Below are 21,145 nucleotides of genomic sequence, written 5' to 3'. Positions count from 1 at the left end.
TTACTGACCCACCTTGAAGCGGTAGGCGCCTTCACTTTTATGGGTGTCGACCGACACGGCATGCCATTCGACCTTGTAATCGCCAGCGGCCAACGGCGCTGCCGGGGTGACGACCAGGGTTTTCTTGTCGCTGCCTTCGGTGGCGAGGCTTTTTACCGGTACGTCGGCACCGTCCTTGCTGATGTTCACTTTGGTGAACGTTGCTTCAACCCCTTCGGAAAACACCAGGCGCAGTTCCATTGGCGCCTGCACGGTGCTGTCGGCCGCCGGGGTCTGGCTTTTCAGATGGGCGTGGGCAAACACCGATGAGGCGGCGAGCAGCGAGCCGAGCAGGGCAGCGGTGGTCAGGGCGTTCTTGAGCAGCATCGTGAAGACCTCAGCGGCAGGTTCAAAGTGGCGGGCAGTTTACCTGCCGCAGGGCCGCTGTACGAAGTTTCGTTTTCCCCTGTCGCCGCGACGTAGAGCGGATGCTAGTCTTGAGCAACGCTGTTGTCAGGGAGCCCTCATGGGCAATCACAAGATCGAGATTCGTCGCAGTAACGTCGAAAAAATCCTGTTGGCGGCCGAAAAGGTCTTCGCCGAAAAAGGTTTCGGCAGCACCGCCATGGCCGACATCGCCGCTGAAGTGCAACTGCCGCGCTCCAACCTGCATTACTACTTCAGCACCAAGAGCGATCTGTACAGCGCGGTGCTCCTGGGTTTGCTGGAGGTCTGGAAGCAGGACGCCCTGTGCTTCGAGATGTTCGACGACCCGCGCGTGGTGCTCAGTAGCTACATCCGCGCCAAGATGAACCATTCCCGCAGCCGGCCGTACGGTTCGAAAGTCTGGGCCAACGAAATCATCCACGGCGCTCCGACCCTCGGTGAGAAACTGGATGCGAGCCTGTACGACTGGGCCAAGATGAAGGAAGCGAAAATTCGCCAGTGGGTGGAAGACAAACGCATCCTGCCGGTGGAGCCTTCCAGCCTGTTGTACATGATCTGGGCCTCGACCCAGCACTACGCCGACTTCGATCATCAGGTGAACATCCTGAATGATCATCAGCCGTTGTCGGACATGCAGTTCGAACGGGCGGTGCAGACGGTCACCAGCGTGATCTTGCGCGGGATCGGGTTGGAGCCTTGAGGTTGGTGGTGCGGCTGCCGACCTCTTCGCGGGCAAGCCTCGCTCCTACAGATTTAGCGTCGATCATTTGATGTGGCTCGACATTAAACTGTAGGAGCGAGGCTTGCCCGCGAAGGCGTCAGTTCAGGCAACGCTGCGTTCAGACCGTGACATGGTAGGGATTGCGGGGATCATGGTTCCAATCCAGAAACGGCTTGCCCGTATCCACCGGGACCATCTCGATGCAATCCTGCACCGGGCAGGTGATCTGGCACAGGTTGCAGCCCACGCACTCCTCATCGATCACTTGATATTTATGCGTGCCATCGGCCTGTTTGAGGCTGGCAATCGCCTGGTGCGAGGTGTCTTCGCAAGCGATGTGGCAGCGACCGCAACCGATGCACGCCTCCTGATCGATTTTCGCAATCACCTGATAGTTGATGTCCAGGTACTTCCAGTCCGTGGTATTGCCCACTGCGCGCCCGGAAAAATCCGACACGCTGGCGTAGCCCTGACTGTCCATCCAGCGTGACAAACCGTCCTTCATCTCCTCGACAATCCGGAAGCCATGCAGCATCGCCGCCGTGCACACCTGCACCGAACCACTGCCCAGGGCAATGAATTCCGCCGCATCGCGCCAACTGCCGATGCCGCCAATGCCGCTGATCGGCAAGCCCTGGGTCTGCGGGTCGCGGGCGATCTCGGCGACCATGTTCAATGCAATCGGCTTCACCGCCGAGCCGCAATAACCGCCGTGGGTGCTTTGGCTGCCGACGGCGGGATTGGCGACCATGCGCTCCAGATTGACGCTGGTGATCGAATTGATGGTGTTGATCAACGACACCGCATCGGCGCCACCACGGTGGGCGGCGCGGGCGGCGACGCGGATGTCGGTGATGTTCGGCGTGAGCTTGACGATCACCGGCAACGAGCAATAGGTCTTGCACCAGCGAGTGACTTGTTCGACGTATTCCGGCACCTGACCGACCGCCGCGCCCATGCCCCGTTCCGGCATGCCGTGGGGGCAACCGAAATTCAGCTCGATGCCATCGGCGCCGGTGGCTTCCACCAGCGGCAGGATGTTTTTCCACGACTCTTCGACGCAGGGCACCATCAGCGACACGATCAGTGCGCGGTCCGGCCAGTCCTTTTTGACCTGGGTAATTTCCCGCAGGTTGATTTCCAGGGAGCGGTCGGTGATCAGCTCGATGTTGTTGAAGCCCATCACTTCACGGTTAGCCCCGAAGTGCGCCGAGTAGCGTGACGACACGTTGACCGCCGCCGGGTCTTCCCCCAGGGTTTTCCAGACCACGCCTCCCCAGCCGGCCTCGAACGCGCGGACCACGTTGTAGGCTTTGTCGGTCGGCGGCGCGGAAGCGAGCCAGAACGGGTTGGGGGCCTTGATGCCGGCGAAGACAATCGAGAGATCGGCCATTTACGCAGCCTCCACGTTGAGCATGAGTTGAGCGTTGATCGCCTCGGCGGCCAGCTTGCCGTGCTGCACGGCTTGCACGGTGAGGTCCTGATCGAGGCTGGTGCAGTCGCCACCGGCATACACGCCGGGAATGCTGGTGCGCAGCTGCTCGTCGACGAGGATGCGATCGCCCTGACGCTTGAGTTCACGGGCCAGCGGATCGGCGAGGGCGGAAGTGTCGAAGGCCTGGCCGATGGCTTTGAAGATCGCGTCGGCAGCCAGTTCAAAGGTTTCTCCGGTGGTTTGCAGGCGACCTTCCACCAATCGGGTACGGGCGAAGCGCATGCCGCGCACATTGCCCTGATCGTCGAGCAGCACCTCTTCGGGTTGCGCCCAGGTCAACAGCCGCACCTGATTGGCCTTGGCGATGTCCTGTTCGTGAGCGGTAGCGCCCATGTCCGCGACACCACGGCGGTACACCAGGTTCACGTCCCGGGCACCGAGGCGGGCCATTTGCACGGCCATGTCGATGGCGGTGTTGCCGGCACCGAGGACGATGCAGCGTTCGGCCAGCGGCAGTTGCGTCAGGTCATCGGCCTGGCGCAGTTCGCGGATGTAGTCGGTGGCGGGGAGCAGGCCGGGGGCATCCTCGTTGGGCAGGCCCAGTTGTTTGCTGGCGGCCAGGCCGAGGCCGAGGAACACCGCGTCGAATTGCTGATGCAGTTCGCTGAGGGTCAGGTTGTCGCCGAGTTTCTGTCCGTGGCGAATCTCGATCCCGCCAATCCCCATCAGGAATTCAAGTTCCTTCTGCGCGTAATCGTCCACCAGTTTGTACTTGGCAATCCCGTATTCGTTGAGGCCGCCAGCCTTTTCCCGGGCCTCGAAAATCACCACGTCATGGCCGTGCATGGCGCTGCGGTGCGCGCAGGACAAACCGGCCGGGCCTGCCCCCACCACGGCAATGCGCTTGCCGGTTGCGGCGGCGCGCTGGAACGGGTGTTCGCTGAAGTGTGCGTTGTCCACGGCATAGCGTTGCAACAGGCCGATCAGTACCGGCGCGCATTCCTGGGTGTTGTTGCGCACGCAGGCTTGCTCGCAGAGGATTTCCGTCGGACAGACCCGGGCACAACTGCCACCGAGGATGTTGGCCGAGAGGATTTTCTGCGCCGCACCCTGCACGTTTTCCTGATGGATATTGCGGATGAACGATGGAATGTCGATGTCGCTTGGGCACGCGTTCACGCACGGCGCGTCGTAGCAATACAGGCAGCGCGAGGCTTCCAGATGCGCCTGACGCTCGTTGAGCGGCGGCGCCAGGTCGGTGAAATGGCCGGCGAGGGCGGCCGCGTCCTCATGGGGATGCGGGAGGTGGTTCAAAGTCTTGATCACGGTGTTGGCCTCACGGTTAATTGAGGTACTGCCTCTGGTGGGCATTGGTTTTTTCGCATCATCCTGTGGCGAGGGAGCTTGCTCCCGTTGGGTGGCGAAGCCGCCCCACATCCTGCCAAATCGGTTGTCCTGCCCCCCCGAGTCGACTGGCTTTGGGCCTGCTACGCGGTCCAGCGGGAGCAAGCTCCCTCGCCACAGAGGGCAGATCAGCGTTTCACAGCGGTCGGCTTGTGCAACTCAGCCCGCTTGCTCAGCAAATCAAACACCGCCGGATACGCCGGCCGTTCGATATACCGGCCCGCGCCACGCTCGGCGCGCAAATCACCATCGGCCCACACCACACGGCCCTGGCTGACGGTGTGACTCGGTACGCCACGCACGGTCTTGCCTTCGAAGATGTTGAAGTCGACCTGCTGGTGGTGAGTCTTGGCTGAAATCGTCCGCGTGCCTTCCGGGTCCCACAGCACCAGATCGGCATCGGCACCGACACGGATCGCACCTTTGCGCGGGTAGAGGTTGAAGATCTTCGCGGTGTTGGTGGAGGTGAGCGCTACGAAGTGCTGCATCGACAAACGCCCGGTGTTCACCCCTTCATCCCAAAGCACTGCCATGCGGTCTTCGATACCGGCGGTGCCGTTGGGGATCTTGCTGAAGTCGTCACGGCCGGCGGCTTTTTGCTCGGCGCAGAAGCAGCAGTGGTCGGTGGCGGTGGTGTGCAGGTTGCCCGCTTGCAGGCCGTGCCAAAGGGCTTCTTGATGGCCTCGCGGGCGGAAGGGTGGGCTCATCACGTAACCGGCGGCGGTCTGCCAGTCCGGGTGTTGGTAAACGCTGTCGTCCAGCAGCAGATGCCCGGCCAGCACTTCGCCGTACACCGGTTGGCCCTTGGCGCGGGCGTAGGTGATTTCGTCGAGGGCTTCCTTGGTCGAGACGTGGACCAGGTACAGCGGCGTGCCCAACGTTTCGGCAATGCGGATCGCCCGGCTCGCGGCTTCACCTTCCACCTGCGAAGGTCGTGATAGCGGATGCGCTTCCGGCCCGGTGATGCCCTGGGCCATCAACTTGCGTTGCAGGTGATAGACCAGCTCGCCGTTTTCCGCGTGCACGGTCGGCACCGCGCCCAATTCCAGGCAGCGCTCGAAACTCGCCACCAGCGTATCGTCGGCGGCCATGATCGCGTTCTTGTAGGCCATGAAATGCTTGAAGCTGTTTACCCCGTGCTGGCTGACCAGCTCGGCCATTTCCTCGCGGACTTGCTCGCTCCACCAGGTGATGGCGACGTGAAAGCCGTAGTCAGACGCCGACTTCTCGGCCCAGCCACGCCATTGATGAAAGGCCTCCATCAATGATTGCTGTGGGTTGGGTATCACGAAGTCGATGATCGACGTGGTGCCACCGGCCAATCCCGCTGCGGTGCCGCTGAAAAAATCTTCGCTGGCCACCGTGCCCATGAAGGGCAGTTGCATGTGCGTGTGCGGATCGATGCCGCCTGGCATCAGGTATTGGCCGCTGCCGTCGAGCACTTGAGCATCGGCGGGAACATCGAGGTTTTCACCGATGGCTTTGATCACGCCGTCGGCGCAATACACGTCGGCGCGATAACTTTCATCATGGGTAATAACGGTGGCGCCACGGATCAACAGAGACATTCCGAGTTCCTCGCAGGCATGACCGACTATTGCCGGTTCTAGATGTTTTATATGAAGCAGACGCCAATCGGTGTATTCCTGTCAGCGCTGTCAAGAATAGACGCTAGCTGCAGTTTGTGGATTGAGCAAGAATATTTTTTATAAGCTTATTATTGTTTTAACTGTTTGATAAATAACGATAAAAAATGAAAATCACCAAAATGGTGAGACCGCTCACCATTTTGACGCACTTGACAGGTTGGAAATATGGTCAAGATTTTCTATGTGAAATCAGCCGGTTGAGGATGGTCTATGGTTGATGCGCAACCTTACAAAAAAGATCGACGCACCAGATTGAGTCCTGACTGTTCGGACAACTTGCCTGGCATTCGGCCTGAGTGACAGGGCAACTGACCGGGGACTCGCTAGTTGGATAAATAAAGCTGATTAACATCAGTTGGTTAGCAAAGTTTTATGGCACTGCCCGAGGCGCAAGCGGGGCACCCGGCACGTTTATTGATGCCGCCGCTGACACCGTGGCCGGTCCGTAAAAGTTGTCAGTTTCTCCGGCCATCGTCCGGCTCGCGCGCATTGCGCCAGCCTCTGATGAGCAAAAATAATCAAAAGAACAGTGGAGCGGCCATGCAACAGATCAGATCGCAAGTGACCGAGCGCGACGGCTTGTTTGAGCTCGAAGCCGGCAGCGATGTCCTCGACAGTCCCCGATACAACCACGACATGGCACCGACCAAGGTGCGCGAACGAACCTGGAACAAATGGCACATCACCGCGCTGTGGGTCGGCATGGCGATCTGCGTGCCGACTTACACCCTCGGCGGAGTGCTCACGGCCTACTTCGGCCTGACCGTGGGCGAAGCGCTGCTGGCGATTCTGTTCGCCAATATCATCGTGCTGATCCCGCTGACCCTGAATGCCTTCCCCGGCACCAAGTACGGCATTCCGTTTCCGGTATTGCTGCGCTCGTCCTTCGGCATTCTCGGTTCCAACATACCGTGCCTGATCCGCGCCCTGGTGGCGTGTGGCTGGTTCGGCATCCAGACCATGTTCGGTGGGCTGGCGATTCACCTGTTTCTCGGCTCGGTGTTCGATGGCTGGAAGGCCCTCGGCGGTACCGGCGAGGTGATCGGCTTCATGCTGTTCTGGGCCTTGAACCTGTGGGTGGTGATTCGCGGCGCGGACTCGATCAAATGGCTGGAAACCCTCTCGGCGCCGTTGTTGGTGCTGGTGGGCGTGGGCCTGCTGGTGTGGGCTATGCCAAACGTGTCGATGACCGAGTTGCTGGCGATCCCGGCCAAGCGTCCGGAAGGGGCCGGCGTGGCCAGTTATTTTGCCGCCGGGCTGACCGCCATGGTCGGCTTCTGGGCCACTTTGTCGCTGAATATTCCAGACTTCAGCCGCTACGCGAAAAGCCAGAAGGACCAGATCGTCGGGCAGATCATCGGTTTACCCCTGACCATGTTCCTGTTCGCCTCCCTCGGCGTGGTGATGACGGCCGCGTCGGTCAAACTGGTGGGTGTCACCGTCTCTGATCCGGTCACCCTGATCGGCCATATCCAGAGCCCGGTCTGGGTCGCACTGGCCATGGCGCTGATCATCATCGCCACCTTGTCCACCAACACTGCGGCCAACATCGTGTCGCCAACCAACGATTTCCAGAACGTCGCGCCCAAGTACATCAACCGCACCACGGCGGTGATGCTCACGGGGTTGGTCGGGTTGGCGCTGATGGCCCATGAACTGCTGAAAAAGCTCGGGCTGATTGTCTCGGATCTGAGCCTGGAGACGGTGTATTCCAACTGGTTGCTCGGCTATTCGAGCCTGCTGGGGCCGATCGCCGGGATCATGGTGGTGGACTATTTCCTGATCAAGAAACAGCAACTGGATCTGGCCGGCCTCTATCGTGATGACGTGTACCCGGCGTGGAACGGGTTTGGCTTCATCGCGTTCGGCGTGCCGGTGGTGTTGACGCTGCTGTCGCTGGGCAGCGATGCCTTCAGCTGGTTCTACAGCTACGGCTGGTTCACCGGCTCGGCCTTGGGAGGGCTGATTTATTACGGGTTGAGTTCGATGCGGCCGAGTCCGACTGTCGTGAAATCTCCGGTGTGATGAGTGATCGTTCCCACGCTCTGCGTGGGAACGCAGCCAGGGACGCTCCGCGTTCCAGGAGCGGACGCAGAGCGTCCAGGGATGAATTCCCATGCGGGGCGTGGGAACTAGCGAAGAAACCGATAACAACTGCCTGAGGAGATCACCATGAACGCTGCTGTAGACGTTCTGCAATCCACCCATCAGCACATCAATCGCGACCGTCTGTGGCAGTCGCTCATGGACCTGGCCAAGCTCGGCGCGACGGTCAAGGGCGGTGTCTGCCGGCTGGCCCTGACCGACCTCGACCGCCAGGCGCGCGATATCTTCGTGAAGTGGTGCGAGGAGGCCGGTTGCACGGTCAGCATCGACGCCGTCGGCAACATCTTCGCCCGTCGTCCGGGGCGCAATCCGAACCTGCCACCGGTAATGACCGGCAGCCACATCGACACTCAGCCCACCGGCGGCAAGTTCGACGGTTGCTTCGGCGTGCTGGCCGGGGTCGAAGTCTTACGTACCCTCAACGACCTCGGCGTGGAAACCGAAGCGCCGCTGGAAGTGGTGGTCTGGACCAACGAGGAAGGCTCACGCTTCGCCCCGTGCATGATGGGCTCCGGCGTGTTCGCGGAAAAATTCACCCTCGAGGAAACCCTGGCCAAGGTCGATGCCGAGGGCGTGACTGTCGGCGAAGCCTTGAACGCCATCGGTTACGCCGGGCCGCGCCAGGTCAGCGGTCATGCTGTGGGTGCGTACTTCGAGGCGCACATCGAGCAAGGGCCGATTCTTGAGGACGAACACAAAACCATCGGCGTGGTGATGGGCGCGCTGGGGCAGAAATGGTTCGACTTGAAACTGCGCGGCGTCGAAGCCCACGCCGGTCCGACGCCAATGCACCTGCGCAAGGACGCGCTGGTCGGCGCCGCGGTGATCGTCGGCGCGGTCAATCGCGCCGCGCTCGGTCATCAACCCCATGCCTGCGGCACCGTCGGCTGCCTGCAAGCCTATCCCGGCTCGCGCAACGTGATTCCCGGCGAAGTGCGCATGACCCTGGACTTCCGTCATCTGGAACCGGCGCGACTCGACTCAATGATCGCCGAAGTCCGCGAGGTCATCGAAACCACCTGCGAGCAACACGGCCTGACCTTCGAACTGACACCCACCGCCGACTTCCCGCCGCTGTATTTCGACAAGGGCTGCGTCGAAGCGGTACGCGGTGCGGCTCAAGGGCTCGGTTTGTCGCACATGGACATCGTCAGTGGAGCAGGGCACGACGCAATCTTCCTCGCCGAACTCGGCCCGGCCGGGATGATCTTCGTGCCTTGTGAAGGTGGCATCAGCCACAACGAAATCGAAAACGCCGCGCCGGATGATCTGGCCGCCGGGTGTGCCGTGTTGTTGCGGGCGATGCTGGCGGCGTCGCAGGCGATTGCCAGTGGTAAGCAGGCGGCTTGACCACTGGCTTGGCGGGGATGCTCAACGGCGGGTTTGCAGCGCTTTGAACATCAGCATCCCCGCCAGCATGGCGATGGCGAACACCCAGGCCTGCCAGTGCCCCGTCGGCAACAACACCAGTGCCGGGCCGGGGCAGATGCCGGCAATACCCCAACCGATGCCGAAGAGCAGGCTGCCACCGATCAGGCGTCGGTCCAGCTCACGGCTGACCGGCAATTGCACAGGCGCACCCAGCAAGGATGTCGGTTGTTTCATGGCCCAGTGAAACGGCCCCCAAGCCACGGCAATGGCGCCGATCATGACCAGCGCCAGTGACGGATCCCACAGGCCGGCAATGTCCAGAAAACCCAGCACTTTGGCCGGGTTCGCCATGCCGGCCAGCAACAGGCCGACGCCGAACAGCAGGCCGGCGAGGAAAGCGGTCAGTTTGCGCATGTTCAATACCCCAGCAGATGGCGCAGGACGAACACCGTCACGAAGCCTGTGAACATGAAGCTCAATGTCGCGGCAATGGAGCGCGGTGACAGGCGCGAGATACCGCACACGCCGTGACCACTGGTGCAGCCGGAGCCATAACGAGTGCCGATGCCGACGCACAATCCAGCGATGATCAGCCCCACCGTACCGGTTTTGAATTCGATGGTCGGCCACACATGAAACAGTGTCCAGACCAACGGTGCCGCCAACAGTCCGAGCAGGAACAGGGCTTTTTCACCTCGTCCTGAATCATTACGCTCAAGCAGGCTGCCCAACAGCCCGCTGATCCCGGCAACTCGCCCGTTGGCCACCACCATTACGCTCGCGGCGAGGCCAATCAGCGCTCCTCCCGTGAGGGCAGACCAGGGGGTGAAGTGAAGAGAATCAAACACCATGGCAACTCTCCGTATAGACAAAAAGCGGCACTAAACCACTCTTTCCCTATTGAGCATAGGGCTACTTTGGGAGGGCCACGGGTGCCGGGCTTTTTGCACTATCACAAACGTCTGCGGTCGTAATCTTCAATGGGCAGCGCGCAAAAGTGCCGCCGCAATTGTGGAGTTCCAATGAGCCAGGACGTCCTGAGCACTGAAACCAATCGCCGCCAGTTGCAGCAGATCATCGCCGGCCTGTCTGATGGGGTGATTCTGCTGGAGCTCGACCAGACCATTCTCTGGGCCAATGACGCCGCGCTGGCCATGCACGGTGTCAGCGAGATTGGCGAGTTGGGGGCCAATGCCGGGGAGTACGCCAAGCGTTTTGCCTTGCGTTATCGCAACAATCATCCGGTAGCGATCGAGAACTATCCGATCAGCCGCGTGGCCCATGGCGAGACGTTCAGCGATGTGATGGTGGAGGTGACGCAGCTGGAAAATGAAGAGCGCACCTGGGTTCACAGCGTGCGCAGCATGGTGCTGGCGGACCGTGCCGGTGAGCCGGAATCGTTGGTGCTGATCATGAACGATGTCACCGACTGGGCCAGCGCCGAGCAGCGTTTCGAAAGGACCTTCAACGCCAACCCGGCCCCGGCAGTGATCTGCCGCCTCAGCGATTTGCGCTACATCAAGGTCAACCAGGGCTTCGTGGACATGACCGGCTATGCCCGTGATCAGGTGATCGGCGCTTCGGCTTATGAGCTGGATGTGCTGGAGCGCGCCGAGAACAAGGACCTGGCCAAGCAGCGTCTGCGTGACGGCGCGACCATTCCGCAGATGCAGGCAGAACTGCAATTGGCCGACGGTGGCAGCAAGCAGGTGATCGTTGCCGGGCAACCGCTTGAGCTCAACGACGAAGCTTGCATGCTGTTTTCCTTCGTCGACATGGAGCTTCGGCACAAGGCCGAAATCGCCCTGCGCCAGAGCGAGGAACGGTTCGCCAAAGCCTTTCGCCTCACTCCGGTGCCGATCCTGGTGTGCCGCGCCGCCGACCAAGTGGTGATGGACGTCAACGAAGCCTTCCTCGAGTCCCTCGCATTTCCCAATGATGAAGTGCTCGGCAAGACCGTGGCGCAACTCGGCTTCATCGATGACGCGGGCGCTCGCACGCGACTGTTTGCAACCCTGGAGAAAAGCGGGCGGGTGGATCGTGTCGATGTCAGGGTGCGCCGGAAGGATGCCGGGCTGATTGATTGTGCGGTCTCGGCGGACACCGTGAACATTCAGGATGGCTCTTGTTACCTGCTGGTGTTGATGGACATCACCGAGCGCAAGCGCACCGAGTTGGAGTTGGTGTCGGCGATTGAAGAGGTGATGAAAGATGCGTCCTGGTTCAGCCGCACGCTGATCGAAAAACTGGCCAATGTGAAGAACGTCAATTCGCCACAGTTGCCCAGTGTGTCGTTCACCGACCTGACCACCCGGGAGCGCGATGTGCTCGGCCTGATCTGTGAAGGCCTGGCCGACAAGGAGATCGCCGCGCGCCTGAAACTCGCGCCCAATACAGTGCGCAATCATGTGTCGACGGTGTACTCCAAGCTCGATGTGCATAGCCGTAGCGAGGCGATTGTCTGGGCTCGAGAACGAGGTCTGTTCTCCGGCGTGAAGCGGACCAAGGGGCAACGTTAAGGTGCAAATGCACTAGTGCGGGTGGTGCAATTTCATGTATTGATCAGATGGGGCTTTTTCTAGGCTGTCGGGGTGCGAGACGTGGCTTGGGCCCGGTATCGCGTCCTCTTCGATGCAGCTGAAGGAACAACCTCATGGGTGCGAAAAGAACAGGCGGGCAGTCGACTTTACGCTGTCGCCAAGGTGAGTCGGGATGAGTTACCTGGTGCAATTGCGTATGCGGTTGGAGCGGAGCTTTTTGCCGTTGGCCTGTGAGTGTGCGCTTGCCGGGGATAATTCGTTGACGGTGAAGCTTTACCATCCGGCGACAGGGCAGGTGGATCTGGTGGTCAGCGGGTTGAACGTGGCGACGCTCCGGACGCCGGAGGCAGTGGCGGCGTTGATTGAAGAGCTGCGCTATGAGCTTGAAAGCAGTGGCTTGAATCGATCCTCCGCTCTTTAGGCGTCATATCCCGCAGGCCTGCGGTAATGGAATGGTCGCTGTCTTTCTGGCATTGGCGGGTAGCTAAGCTATAAGGAATGCGAGGGTATTTCTTTTCTGTGACAGGGCCGCGGGTTCGCGGGATGGTTTTCGAGTCGCGGAAAATGTCGATTACTTACCGCGGGTCAGCCTATGAACAATTTTGGGAAATGTGCTTTTTCACCACTGTCGCTCGCACTCTGCATGGCGATTCTGGGTGGTTGCGCCAGTCCGCCGCCTCCACCCCCGGCCGTACCGCCACCGACACCGGTTCGTACCTGTTCGACCACCGAAAGTACCGATGTACAGGGTGATATGAGGGCTGAAGGGCAGGTGACCCGAACCACGACCCTGACCCGTTGCGTCACTCAGTAAACCGGGTCCGGTGTACCGCCAGTAGCACGTGCAACTGGCGGTGTATGACCTGTGCGTCGGTTCAGACTTCCTCGATCCTGACCCACCGCGACTCCCGTGCCGCCAGACGAATCGCCGTCGCCAGGCGTTCGACTTCCCACGCCTGCTCGAAATCGGTCCCGTCCTGGCCGAGACCGGCCAGCGCCATCACCAACTCATGCACTTCAAGGGTCTTGAGTTCGTTATAACCCAGCTGGTGCCCCGGCGCCGGGCTGAAGGCGGCGTAACCCGGCAAATCCGGCCCCGCCAGCAGCCGTTGGAAACCGTCTTGCCCGGCACGATACAGCCGCAGTTCATTCAAGCGTTCCTGATCGAACGCCAGGGTGCCTTGGGTGCCGCTGATTTCAAAACTCAGGTGATTCTTGTAACCGTGTTTGAGCCAGCTGCTGCTGAACGTCCCTCGCGCGCCATTGGCGAACCGCAGCAACGCGTGGACCTGATCGTCGACCGCGACCTCGCGTCGTTCCTGACCACCCGCCATCACGGGGCGTTGCGCATGTACGGTCTGGGTATCCGCGCACACCGCCTCGACATCGCCCAGCAGATGACGGGCCATGGCCAGTAAATGACTGCCCAGGTCCGCCAGGGCGCCGCCGGCGTAATTGGCGTCGCAGCGCCAGGACCAGGGTGAAACGGGATCGGCCATGAAGTCTTCGCTGAACTCGCCCTGGAAACTGATGATCTGCCCCAGCGCGCCGTTTTGAATCAAATCCCGAGCCAGGCCGATGATCGGGTTGTGCTGATAGTTGTAACCCACCCGCGTCACCACGCCTGCGGCTTTGGCTGCAAGGCGCATGGTACTGGCCTGCTCGAGGCTCACCGCCAGCGGCTTTTCGCAGTACACCGGTTTACCGGCGGCGATGGCAGCCATGGCCATGGGGTAGTGCAGATGATTGGGGGTGGTGATGGCGATCAGGTTGACCTTGGGGTCATCGATCAGCTGTTGCCAGTCGTTGTGAGCAGCATCGAAGCCCCAGGCATCGGCGCAGTGGCGGGCGCGCTGCGGGTCGGCGTCGGCAAGGGCGGCGAGTTTGAGCTTCAGCGGCAATTCAAAAACAGCGCTGACATTGCGAAAGGCCAGGGCGTGGGCGCGGCCCATGAAACCTGTGCCGATGAGTCCGATACCGAGTTCGCGCATAGCCGGGGTCCTTTGGATTTTTATTTTCAGGAGGGCTATTTATGGAATAAAAATTCGTAACATGCAATAAAGTGGAATAAATATTCTTTTTCTTGGCGAGGTCAGGAAGCGCTGAGAATGGCTACACCGCCTTGCGTCATTGCCTGCAACAACGCCGGAATCTGCTGGCTTGTGCGTCTTGTTAGCGGCCTCTATCGTTTCCAGGTGTGCAGATCAGCCACAAATCGCGGGCTTTGATGACGGGAGAAGACATACGGACTTATCGCAGCAGCGGTTGCAAAGAGTGGATCAGGAGTAATGCTGGATATGGATAGCGAAGGACACAAAACATCGACTGAGACTGGCTGGGTCATGGTTGGTTCTAACGGTACCAGGCTATCAACCGCCACTTGTGCTTCGGTACGTATTGATGAATACGCTACTGAAATGCTCAAGGATCCGAACAAGGTTCGGGAGTTTTTCAAACGTGTGAATGGCGAATCCAAGGCTCGCTGATGTATTGCATTTCTCCTTTGTTTGTTCTTGGTTTCCATGGGGGCGAGGAGAAATTGGCGAGCACGTACTGGCTGGCGAAGCAACGCTCTTTGATAGCACTAATGACTATGATTGGCTTGGTCGCGGCGCCTGTTTTTGGGGAAACAACCCGCAGCTTGCGTTAAGTTTTTCGACCAATGCACGAGAGTCTTCCACGAGCCCTCCGATCAAACACCAAAGGCAGCCCTGAGGCTGCCTTCGGTTTATTCGCAAAACCGAATCAGGACAGGAACCCGCCATCCACATTCAGCGAAACCCCGGTCGTATAGCTGGAAGCATCACTCGCCAGGTACAACACCGCACCGGCCATTTCACTCGGATCCGCCACGCGCTTGAGTGGAATCTGCTGCAATGCGGTGTTCAAAATTGCCTCGTTCTTCACCAGCGCCGATGCAAACTTGGTGTCGGTCAAACCGGGCAGCAAGGCGTTGCAGCGAATGCCGAACTGCGCGCATTCCTTGGCGAATACTTTGGTCATGTTGATCACCGCTGCCTTGGTCACCGAGTAGATGCCCTGGAAGATCCCCGGCGAGATGCCGTTGATCGAGGCGACGTTGATGATGCTGCCGCCACCGTGTTCGCGCATCAGCTTGCCGGCTTCCACCGACATGAAGAAGTAGCCGCGAATGTTCACGTCGACGGTTTTCTGGAAGGCGCTGAGGTCGGTGTCCAGCACGTTGCAGAACTGCGGGTTGGTCGCGGCGTTGTTGACCAGGATGTCCAGACGCCCGAATTGTTCGCGGATGGCGGCGAAGACCTGGGTGATCTGTTCCATCTCACCGATGTGGCAGGCAATGGCGGTGGCCTTGCCGCCGGCGGCGATGATCGCGTCGGCGACGTGCTGGCAGCCGTCGAGCTTGCGGCTCGAAACGATCACGTGGGCACCTTGCTGCGCCAGCAGTTTGGCGATGGCTTCACCGATGCCGCGACTGGCACCTGAGACGAAAGCGATCTTGCCGTCGAGGTCGAACAACTGAGTCTTGGACATGATTTTTCCTTGTTATGGGGCCCGATCAGAGGCTGGATTTCTGAATGACCTGCAAGCTCATCTGCTCCAGCAGTTTGTTCATGTGAATGAACTGTGCGAAGCGTTTGTCCTGGGTCTGACCATGGAAGAAGCGGTAGTAGATCTGCTGCACGATGCCGGCCAGACGGAACAGGCCATAGGTGTAGTAGAAGTCGAAATTGTCGATCTGGATGCCGGCGCGCTCGGCGTAGTAATCGACGAATTCGCGGCGGGTTAGCATGCCGGGGGCGTGGCTTGGCTGGCGGCGCATCAGTTGCACCGGTGCCGGGTCGTCGGCTTCGATCCAGTAGGCGAGGGTGTTGCCCAGGTCCATCAGCGGGTCACCGAGGGTGGTCAGCTCCCAATCCAGCACACCGATGATCTGCATCGGGTTGTTCGGATCGAGGATCACGTTGTCGAAGCGGTAATCGTTGTGGACGATGCTCGACGTCGGGTGATCGGCTGGCATTTTGTCGTTGAGCCAGGCCTTTACTGCTTCCCACTTCGGCGCGTCCGGGGTCAGGGCTTTTTCGTAGCGCTCGCTCCAGCCTTTGATTTGCCGCGCGACATAACCTTCGGGTTTACCGAGGTCACCCAGGCCATAAGCCTTGTAGTCGACCCGGTGCAGTTCGACGAACTTGTCGATGAAGTTCTTGCACAGGGTTTCGGTCTTCGCCGAATCCAGGCCCAGTTCCGGTGGCAGTTCGGCGCGCAGGATGATCCCCTTGACCCGTTCCATCACATAGAACTCGGCGCCGATCACCGATTCGTCGGTGCAGTGCACATAGGCTTTGGGGCAATAGGGAAAACCGTCCCGCAGCTGATTGAGGATGCGAAATTCACGGCCCATGTCGTGGGCGGACTTGGCTTTGTGGCCGAACGGCGGCCGACGCAGGACGAATTCCTGTTCGGGGTATTCCAGCAGGTAAGTCAGGTTCGACGCACCGCCCGGAAACTGGCTGATCACAGGCAAACCACTCAGACCCGGAATGTGCGCCTTGAGGTATGGATCGATCAGGCTGGCATCGAGTTCTTCGCCAGAGCGGATACGGGTGGACTGGTCAGTAAGCGCCATGCTTATCCCTTCTGCTTATTTTGGAGGCCAGACATCATTGGCTAATCTAATGGCGCGCCGGGGTGGCCACAAGCGCGGCACGGTCTTATAGGTTAGCGTGTTGCCGGATAATCAGCGTTCCTGATGTGCGCGAACAGGCGCGGCGGACTATGGTTCAGGGAGCGTCGCTTCCAGGAAGGAGATTCAACATGGGCTGTCCGCAAGTTTGCGCCACCGCGACCCTGCAATGCAGTTTCGGCGCGGCGCCGGCGGTACTCAACGTGCTGCCAGTGAACCGCACAATGACCGGGGGCATGCCGGCGGCGAACATCATGGACCACATTCCGTTGGTGAACGTCATGCCGTTCGGCACGTGCATGAGCATGGCCAACCCGATGGTCGCGGCCGCCACCGCCGCGGCGCTTGGCGTGCTGACGCCGATGCCGTGCATCCCGGCCACCGCCACCCCATGGATCCCCGGCGGCGCGCCGACCCTGCTGCTGGGCGGCATGCCGGCCATCGATGCCAACAGCACCTTGATGTGCAACTGGGCCGGAGTGATCAAAATCGTGATGCCGGGGCAAATGCAGATGCTGATTCCCTGATCGCCACAACCTCTGTAGCAGCTGGCGAAGCCTGCGTTCGGCTGCAAAGCAGTCGTAAAACCTGAGACTGCGGTACATCAGGCAGACCGCATCAGCCGGACTTGCGACTGCTTCGCAGCCGAACGCAGCCTCGCGCTGCTCGGCAGCTGCTACAGAACTTAGGCTTGAGCAGGATCGCTCCAGCGTCTGAACCACCAGCGCACCCGTGAGATCGGCTTGCCGTCGGCGTCCAATGGTCGTCCGTCGCTGGCGAAGCCCTGTTCCGGTTCCAGCAATTGACCGTTGAGATATCGAGCCTCGACGGCCGGCTTGCCGTTCGGATGAAAGCGTTGATAGCGCCCGTCGCGCACGCCGTCGCGGTAAAACTCGACCTCCGCCAGTTGCCCATCGGGAAAGTAATTGAACGCCTCGCCATGCAACAGCCCTCGGCGATAAGTTGCCTTGCGCTGCAGACTGCCTTCGGGGGCATAGAAACTGGCAACCCCCTGCAGCTTGTCGCGCACAAACGGCAACTGCGCCGAGACCTTGCCATTGGGGTGGTAGAGCAGGGTGGTACCTTGCAGCTCGCCCCGGTTGTAGTGCAAATCAGCCTGCGAGCGCCCGTCATCCTCGATGTGCAGCGCACCGTCGAGCTGGCCATCGAGCAAGCGCCCTTTGAGCTGTTTATCGTTCTGTTGCAAATCCAGCGGCGTGATGGCCATGGGTTCTCCTTGTCAGTTGACCTGCACCAGACCCCCCTTGATGGTCAGCATGCCGCCGCCATCCACGGTCTGCGAAGCGGCGCCCTTATTGGTCAGGCTGATCCCGGCATCGTTGGTCATGGTCGTGCCGGCCTTGTTTTCCAGTGAGGTACCAGCCTGATTGCTCAGAGAGGTCCCGGCCTTCTGACTGATCGAAGTACTGGCCTCGGCCGCCAGATCGGCGCCGCTCTTGATCGAAAAACTGCCACCGCTTTGCAGGGTCAGGGTGCCAGTCACTTTAATGGTCAGGTTGCCGTCCACCGTCAGGCTGTAATCGCCGGTGACCTTGTGCGTGTAATTGCCACCGGTACTGTGGGTCTGGTCGGCGCCCACGGTCACCGTGCGGCTGTCCTTCACATCGAGCGTGTCGCTGCCAGTCTGGATGGTCACGCTGCGTTTGCCTTTCTCCAGGGTCACGGTCTCGTCGCCGTCCTTCACCGTGCGCGTGCGAGCGTTCTTCACGGTCAGGGTTTCATCGTGGCCGACCGTGGCGGTGGTGTCGTTGAGCACGTTGATCTTCAGGTCTTTCTGCGCCTGCAAAAACACCTCTTCGGCGTCTTTCTTGTCCTCGAAGCGCAACTCGTTGAAACCGCCGCCGCCCTTGGACGATTGGGTCTTGATTCCCGACTGGGTCTGATTCGCCGGCAGCGCATAGGGCAGCGCGTTGTCACCGTTGTAGACGCAGCCGGTTACCAGCGGTCGATCCGGATCGCCATCGATAAAGGTCACGATCACTTCCTGGCCGATGCGCGGCACGAACTGCATGCCGAAGCCCTTGCCGCTCCAGGGCAATACAACTCGCACCCAACAGGAACTGGTTTCGTCGTTCTTGCCGTCGCGGTCCCAAGGGAACTGCAACTTGATCCGGCCGTATTCGTCGGTCCAGATTTCTTCGCCCGACTTGCCGACGACAATTGCCGTTTGCGGGTGCATGCGCGGTTTGGGGGTGATGCGTTCCGGGCGGTACGGCGTGGCCTTGGGGATTGCCTCGAAGCGATTGCGATAGCTGTCGTGACTGGCGTCATGTGTCACCGCCGTCACCACCCAATCGATGTTCAATGTTGAATCATCGTGCCCGGCGAGGGTGAACCAGTGCCCCGGCACCAGCCAGCGGCAGTCGCTTTCACCGACAAAGCGTTTCTCCTGACTGCGCAAGCCGTCGACCCGCTGCTTGGTCAATGCATCGCCGCGCGCCTTGGCGTTGTAGCCGCCCGGATGCTCATACATCGAACGCGGCCCGGCCACCGCTTCGGCTTGGCCGTACAGCGATGTGGTCGGGGTGGTGAATTCATAATCCGTCGACCGATACACACCAGCCACGGCCTGAACGCAGACCTGCCCGGAGCGAATGCCGTGCAGTTCACGTTCGCCCAGTTGCTGGCCGAGATAGCTGACCTTGGGTCCATTGGGAATCGGCACAAACGCATCGTTACTGTCACCCAGCACCAGCGTGTGCTTGCCGTCCTCATGGGTGAAAAACCAGAAAATCCCTTCTTCCTCCAGCAACCGCGAGACGAACGCGAAATCGGTTTCGCCGTACTGCACGCAGTATTCGCGCGGGGTGTAGCTGCCGCTGAGTGAGAGCTTGAAGTCGGTGAAGGCGTGGGCCTTGAAAATCGTGGTGACGATGTCTGAAGTGCTGAGGTTCTGGAACACGCGGTTGTTGCTGGCAAGGGTCAGCCACCAGAGCCATGGCCGTAGTACAAGCTGATAGCGCTCGGCGGTGGCGTCGGCGGGGAGTTGTCGGATTTCGGCGACCAGCGCGTCCAGCGGGCGGGTGAGGGCGTCGTTGTGCAGGGTGGCGGTGACGTGGGTGGCGACGGCGGTGGTCAGGGTGAGCGAGGAGCCGTCGTTGAGGCCGTTGAGAATTTGCGAGCCGAGCTGGTTGAGGGCCTCTTCGCCGGAAAGGGATTCAGGGTAAAGCGCCGACAGCGAGGCGGCGGTGAGGGAAAGGCTGGTGGTGGCATCGACGGAGCGGGGCATCAAGTAGCCTCAGGTGGTCAATGAATCAGCTTCGCAGCGAACCATTCTTGGCGCGGCGGCATCAACTAAGCTTAAGTCCGGCCAATGAGCAGCGTTCATCTATTGAAGTGTCTGATATGAAACTAATTCTCGACTTGATAAGGTTGTAGAAGTCGCGTTTGCTGAGGCCGAATACCTCAGTGCTACCCTTGGTTTTTCTGCTGCGGGCCATGATGGTCCGAATCACAAGATCGTTGATCTGATTGGCCGATAACTCGTCAAACATTAAGGTGAACAATACGGCTAATTGGTTGGCGTCTGCCAGATTTATGTTGGTGTTGTTTTCAGTAATGGCATATTCCTGATAGGTGTTCTGATAGTTGAGTGTCAGACGCTGTTTGATGGGAATATAGTGGTTCAGGGCAGAAATACTGGCCACCACCACGGCGATACCATCGGGAACTTGAGCATTCCAGGGTAAATGGGCCACGGGTGCCGGTTTCTTTTTAGTGGGAACCGGTTTTCCTGAGGTAGGATTGACTGTCATGGCGGTGAAGTTGTAAGTGGCAGCACCGACAATCATCACTCCGTTGTCACTGGTGCCCAGTGCCAATACACTTTTGTATTGCGTGCCTAATGCACCACTGGCGTCGAGGATAGGAGAAAGGTCATCCCTGATGTCTGGGTCCATTACCTGATAGATATGATCCGTAACAGTAGGGTTGTCGTCCCCGCCTAATGAATAAATGAACTGATCGGCGATATAACAGAAATCTTCGTCTTTGACGTGTATATGCAACCGTTCACCAACATATTCGACCTCGGTAACCTCTTTTAATAACTGCAGGTTGTGAGTTTCGCAAAGCTTGATGATCTTTGCATTCCTGGCCCCAGGCAGTACTGCTCCCGTGAATTCGGAGCCGCCGGGGCGGGCAAGCCAGTTCATCTTTGGCGAGTGTTTGCTGGCAATATCGACCACCCAGGCGGCGGTGGCGCTACCGCCGTAGATAGCGCGGTCAATATTGGGAACTTGTTGCTCCTCGTCTTCAAGAAATTCGATACCTTCGATAACTTGTGAGTATTCAACACCGGGCGCAGGTGTTCCTGTTATTTTGGGCGGTTTACGTTGGGCGCCAATGCCGGTGGCAATCACTATTTTTTCAACGATTAAGGCATGCGAGGTATCAAACCAGGCGACGTAATTTCCTGGTTGGGTGAGTGACTTGGATATCCGCCGTACCTTGCGTGAAGGATTGTGACCGTAGCGACTACCTTTGACGATTTCACTGACGCCTTGCTGAAAAACACCTGAGGAGAGGAAGTTGTCCAGGCTCATTTCACCATTGGCAACCGTGAACGACGGTGGTGGAGAACCCGGTAAGTGCAGGAGGTGGGCGGGCTGGCCCATGGGGTGTTCTACGAGTTTTGCCCATAGTCCATCCTCACCGACAACTACAGTTTTATAGCCATCGGATGAGGTGTTCAGGAACACTGCAGCGGAAACGCCTGCGCCTATTATCAGTCGGGTCGGCATGATGACTTACCTCATATTGGCTGCACTACCTTCATCGAAAAATAACCAGCACAGCACATGGCAACTG

General features: G+C 59.6%; 19 protein-coding genes. 7 read left to right on the top strand and 12 right to left on the bottom strand.

Going from position 1 to position 21,145, the window contains the following annotated elements; genetic code table 11:
* Entirely contained in the window at positions 1–366 is a 366-nt protein-coding gene (gene copC / locus AC07V0_RS14480) for a copper homeostasis periplasmic binding protein CopC (RefSeq protein ID WP_495019678.1), read from the bottom strand.
* Positions 367–505: 139 nt separating this feature from the next.
* Between copC and AC07V0_RS14475 the strand changes: the two genes are divergently transcribed.
* A complete protein-coding gene (locus AC07V0_RS14475; RefSeq protein WP_138867748.1) occupies positions 506–1,126 on the top strand; it encodes a TetR/AcrR family transcriptional regulator in 621 nt (206 codons plus the stop codon).
* 139 nt (positions 1,127–1,265) lie between these two features.
* Here AC07V0_RS14475 and preA read toward each other — a convergent pair whose 3' ends face one another.
* From preA to hydA, 3 genes are all read right to left on the bottom strand, one after another.
* Positions 1,266–2,540 carry an NAD-dependent dihydropyrimidine dehydrogenase subunit PreA gene (gene preA / locus AC07V0_RS14470; RefSeq protein WP_018929686.1) on the bottom strand — a complete coding sequence of 425 codons (1,275 nt, stop codon included), beginning with the start codon at positions 2,538–2,540 and terminating at the stop codon, positions 1,266–1,268.
* Positions 2,541–3,908, bottom strand: coding sequence for an NAD(P)-dependent oxidoreductase (locus tag AC07V0_RS14465; protein WP_495019677.1), 1,368 nt, complete (start codon positions 3,906–3,908; stop codon positions 2,541–2,543).
* A gap of 206 nt (positions 3,909–4,114) precedes the next feature.
* Positions 4,115–5,554, bottom strand: a complete 1,440-nt coding sequence (gene hydA / locus AC07V0_RS14460) for a dihydropyrimidinase (RefSeq protein ID WP_018929684.1) — start codon at positions 5,552–5,554, stop codon at positions 4,115–4,117.
* Between the two features lie 621 nt (positions 5,555–6,175).
* Here hydA and AC07V0_RS14455 point away from each other — a divergent pair.
* Both AC07V0_RS14455 and AC07V0_RS14450 read left to right on the top strand, forming a co-directional pair.
* On the top strand, positions 6,176–7,660 hold the full coding sequence (locus AC07V0_RS14455) for an NCS1 family nucleobase:cation symporter-1 (RefSeq protein ID WP_018929683.1): 1,485 nt from the start codon (positions 6,176–6,178) through the stop codon (positions 7,658–7,660).
* 147 nt (positions 7,661–7,807) lie between these two features.
* Positions 7,808–9,091 (top strand): Zn-dependent hydrolase, encoded by a 1,284-nt coding sequence (locus AC07V0_RS14450; protein ID WP_111453504.1) that lies wholly within the window; start codon positions 7,808–7,810, stop codon positions 9,089–9,091.
* 21 nt (positions 9,092–9,112) lie between these two features.
* Here the strand turns inward: AC07V0_RS14450 and AC07V0_RS14445 are convergent, their stop codons facing one another.
* Both AC07V0_RS14445 and AC07V0_RS14440 read right to left on the bottom strand, forming a co-directional pair.
* Positions 9,113–9,526 (bottom strand): DUF6691 family protein, encoded by a 414-nt coding sequence (locus AC07V0_RS14445; protein ID WP_495019676.1) that lies wholly within the window; start codon positions 9,524–9,526, stop codon positions 9,113–9,115.
* A gap of 2 nt (positions 9,527–9,528) precedes the next feature.
* Entirely contained in the window at positions 9,529–9,963 is a 435-nt protein-coding gene (locus tag AC07V0_RS14440; RefSeq protein ID WP_064618280.1) for a YeeE/YedE family protein, read from the bottom strand.
* A 171-nt stretch (positions 9,964–10,134) separates the two neighbouring features.
* On the opposite strand from AC07V0_RS14440, the gene AC07V0_RS14435 reads away from it, so the two are divergent.
* Positions 10,135–11,631 carry a helix-turn-helix transcriptional regulator gene (locus AC07V0_RS14435; RefSeq protein ID WP_111453506.1) on the top strand — a complete coding sequence of 499 codons (1,497 nt, stop codon included), beginning with the start codon at positions 10,135–10,137 and terminating at the stop codon, positions 11,629–11,631.
* A gap of 193 nt (positions 11,632–11,824) precedes the next feature.
* Positions 11,825–12,073 (top strand): DUF1652 domain-containing protein, encoded by a 249-nt coding sequence (locus AC07V0_RS14430; RefSeq protein ID WP_064618276.1) that lies wholly within the window; start codon positions 11,825–11,827, stop codon positions 12,071–12,073.
* A 454-nt stretch (positions 12,074–12,527) separates the two neighbouring features.
* Here AC07V0_RS14430 and AC07V0_RS14425 read toward each other — a convergent pair whose 3' ends face one another.
* Positions 12,528–13,643, bottom strand: a complete 1,116-nt coding sequence (locus tag AC07V0_RS14425; RefSeq protein WP_495019675.1) for a Gfo/Idh/MocA family protein — start codon at positions 13,641–13,643, stop codon at positions 12,528–12,530.
* A 297-nt stretch (positions 13,644–13,940) separates the two neighbouring features.
* On the opposite strand from AC07V0_RS14425, the gene AC07V0_RS14420 reads away from it, so the two are divergent.
* Positions 13,941–14,138 carry a hypothetical protein gene (locus AC07V0_RS14420; protein WP_495019674.1) on the top strand — a complete coding sequence of 66 codons (198 nt, stop codon included), beginning with the start codon at positions 13,941–13,943 and terminating at the stop codon, positions 14,136–14,138.
* Positions 14,139–14,397: 259 nt separating this feature from the next.
* Here AC07V0_RS14420 and AC07V0_RS14415 read toward each other — a convergent pair whose 3' ends face one another.
* Together AC07V0_RS14415 and AC07V0_RS14410 are read right to left on the bottom strand one after the other, a co-directional pair.
* Positions 14,398–15,165 carry an SDR family oxidoreductase gene (locus AC07V0_RS14415; RefSeq protein ID WP_018929676.1) on the bottom strand — a complete coding sequence of 256 codons (768 nt, stop codon included), beginning with the start codon at positions 15,163–15,165 and terminating at the stop codon, positions 14,398–14,400.
* A 25-nt stretch (positions 15,166–15,190) separates the two neighbouring features.
* Entirely contained in the window at positions 15,191–16,258 is a 1,068-nt protein-coding gene (locus AC07V0_RS14410; RefSeq protein WP_258612232.1) for a phosphotransferase family protein, read from the bottom strand.
* Positions 16,259–16,446: 188 nt separating this feature from the next.
* Here AC07V0_RS14410 and AC07V0_RS14405 point away from each other — a divergent pair, with 188 nt between their 5' ends.
* A complete protein-coding gene (locus tag AC07V0_RS14405) occupies positions 16,447–16,842 on the top strand; it encodes a DUF4280 domain-containing protein (RefSeq protein ID WP_018929674.1) in 396 nt (131 codons plus the stop codon).
* Between the two features lie 158 nt (positions 16,843–17,000).
* On the opposite strand, the gene AC07V0_RS14400 is transcribed toward AC07V0_RS14405, so the two are convergent.
* The 3 genes from AC07V0_RS14400 to AC07V0_RS14390 form a co-directional block, all read right to left on the bottom strand.
* Complete coding sequence (locus tag AC07V0_RS14400) at positions 17,001–17,543, bottom strand: toxin-antitoxin system YwqK family antitoxin (protein ID WP_495019673.1); 543 nt, start codon at positions 17,541–17,543, stop codon at positions 17,001–17,003.
* 12 nt (positions 17,544–17,555) lie between these two features.
* Positions 17,556–19,565 (bottom strand): type VI secretion system Vgr family protein, encoded by a 2,010-nt coding sequence (locus AC07V0_RS14395; RefSeq protein WP_495019672.1) that lies wholly within the window; start codon positions 19,563–19,565, stop codon positions 17,556–17,558.
* 61 nt (positions 19,566–19,626) lie between these two features.
* A complete protein-coding gene (locus AC07V0_RS14390) occupies positions 19,627–21,078 on the bottom strand; it encodes a hypothetical protein (RefSeq protein ID WP_495019671.1) in 1,452 nt (483 codons plus the stop codon).
* Positions 21,079–21,145: the final 67 nt, after the last annotated feature.

This window comes from Pseudomonas sp. GW821-FHT01E10, assembly GCF_059422365.1.
This window is presented reverse-complemented; position numbering and strand designations above follow the sequence as displayed.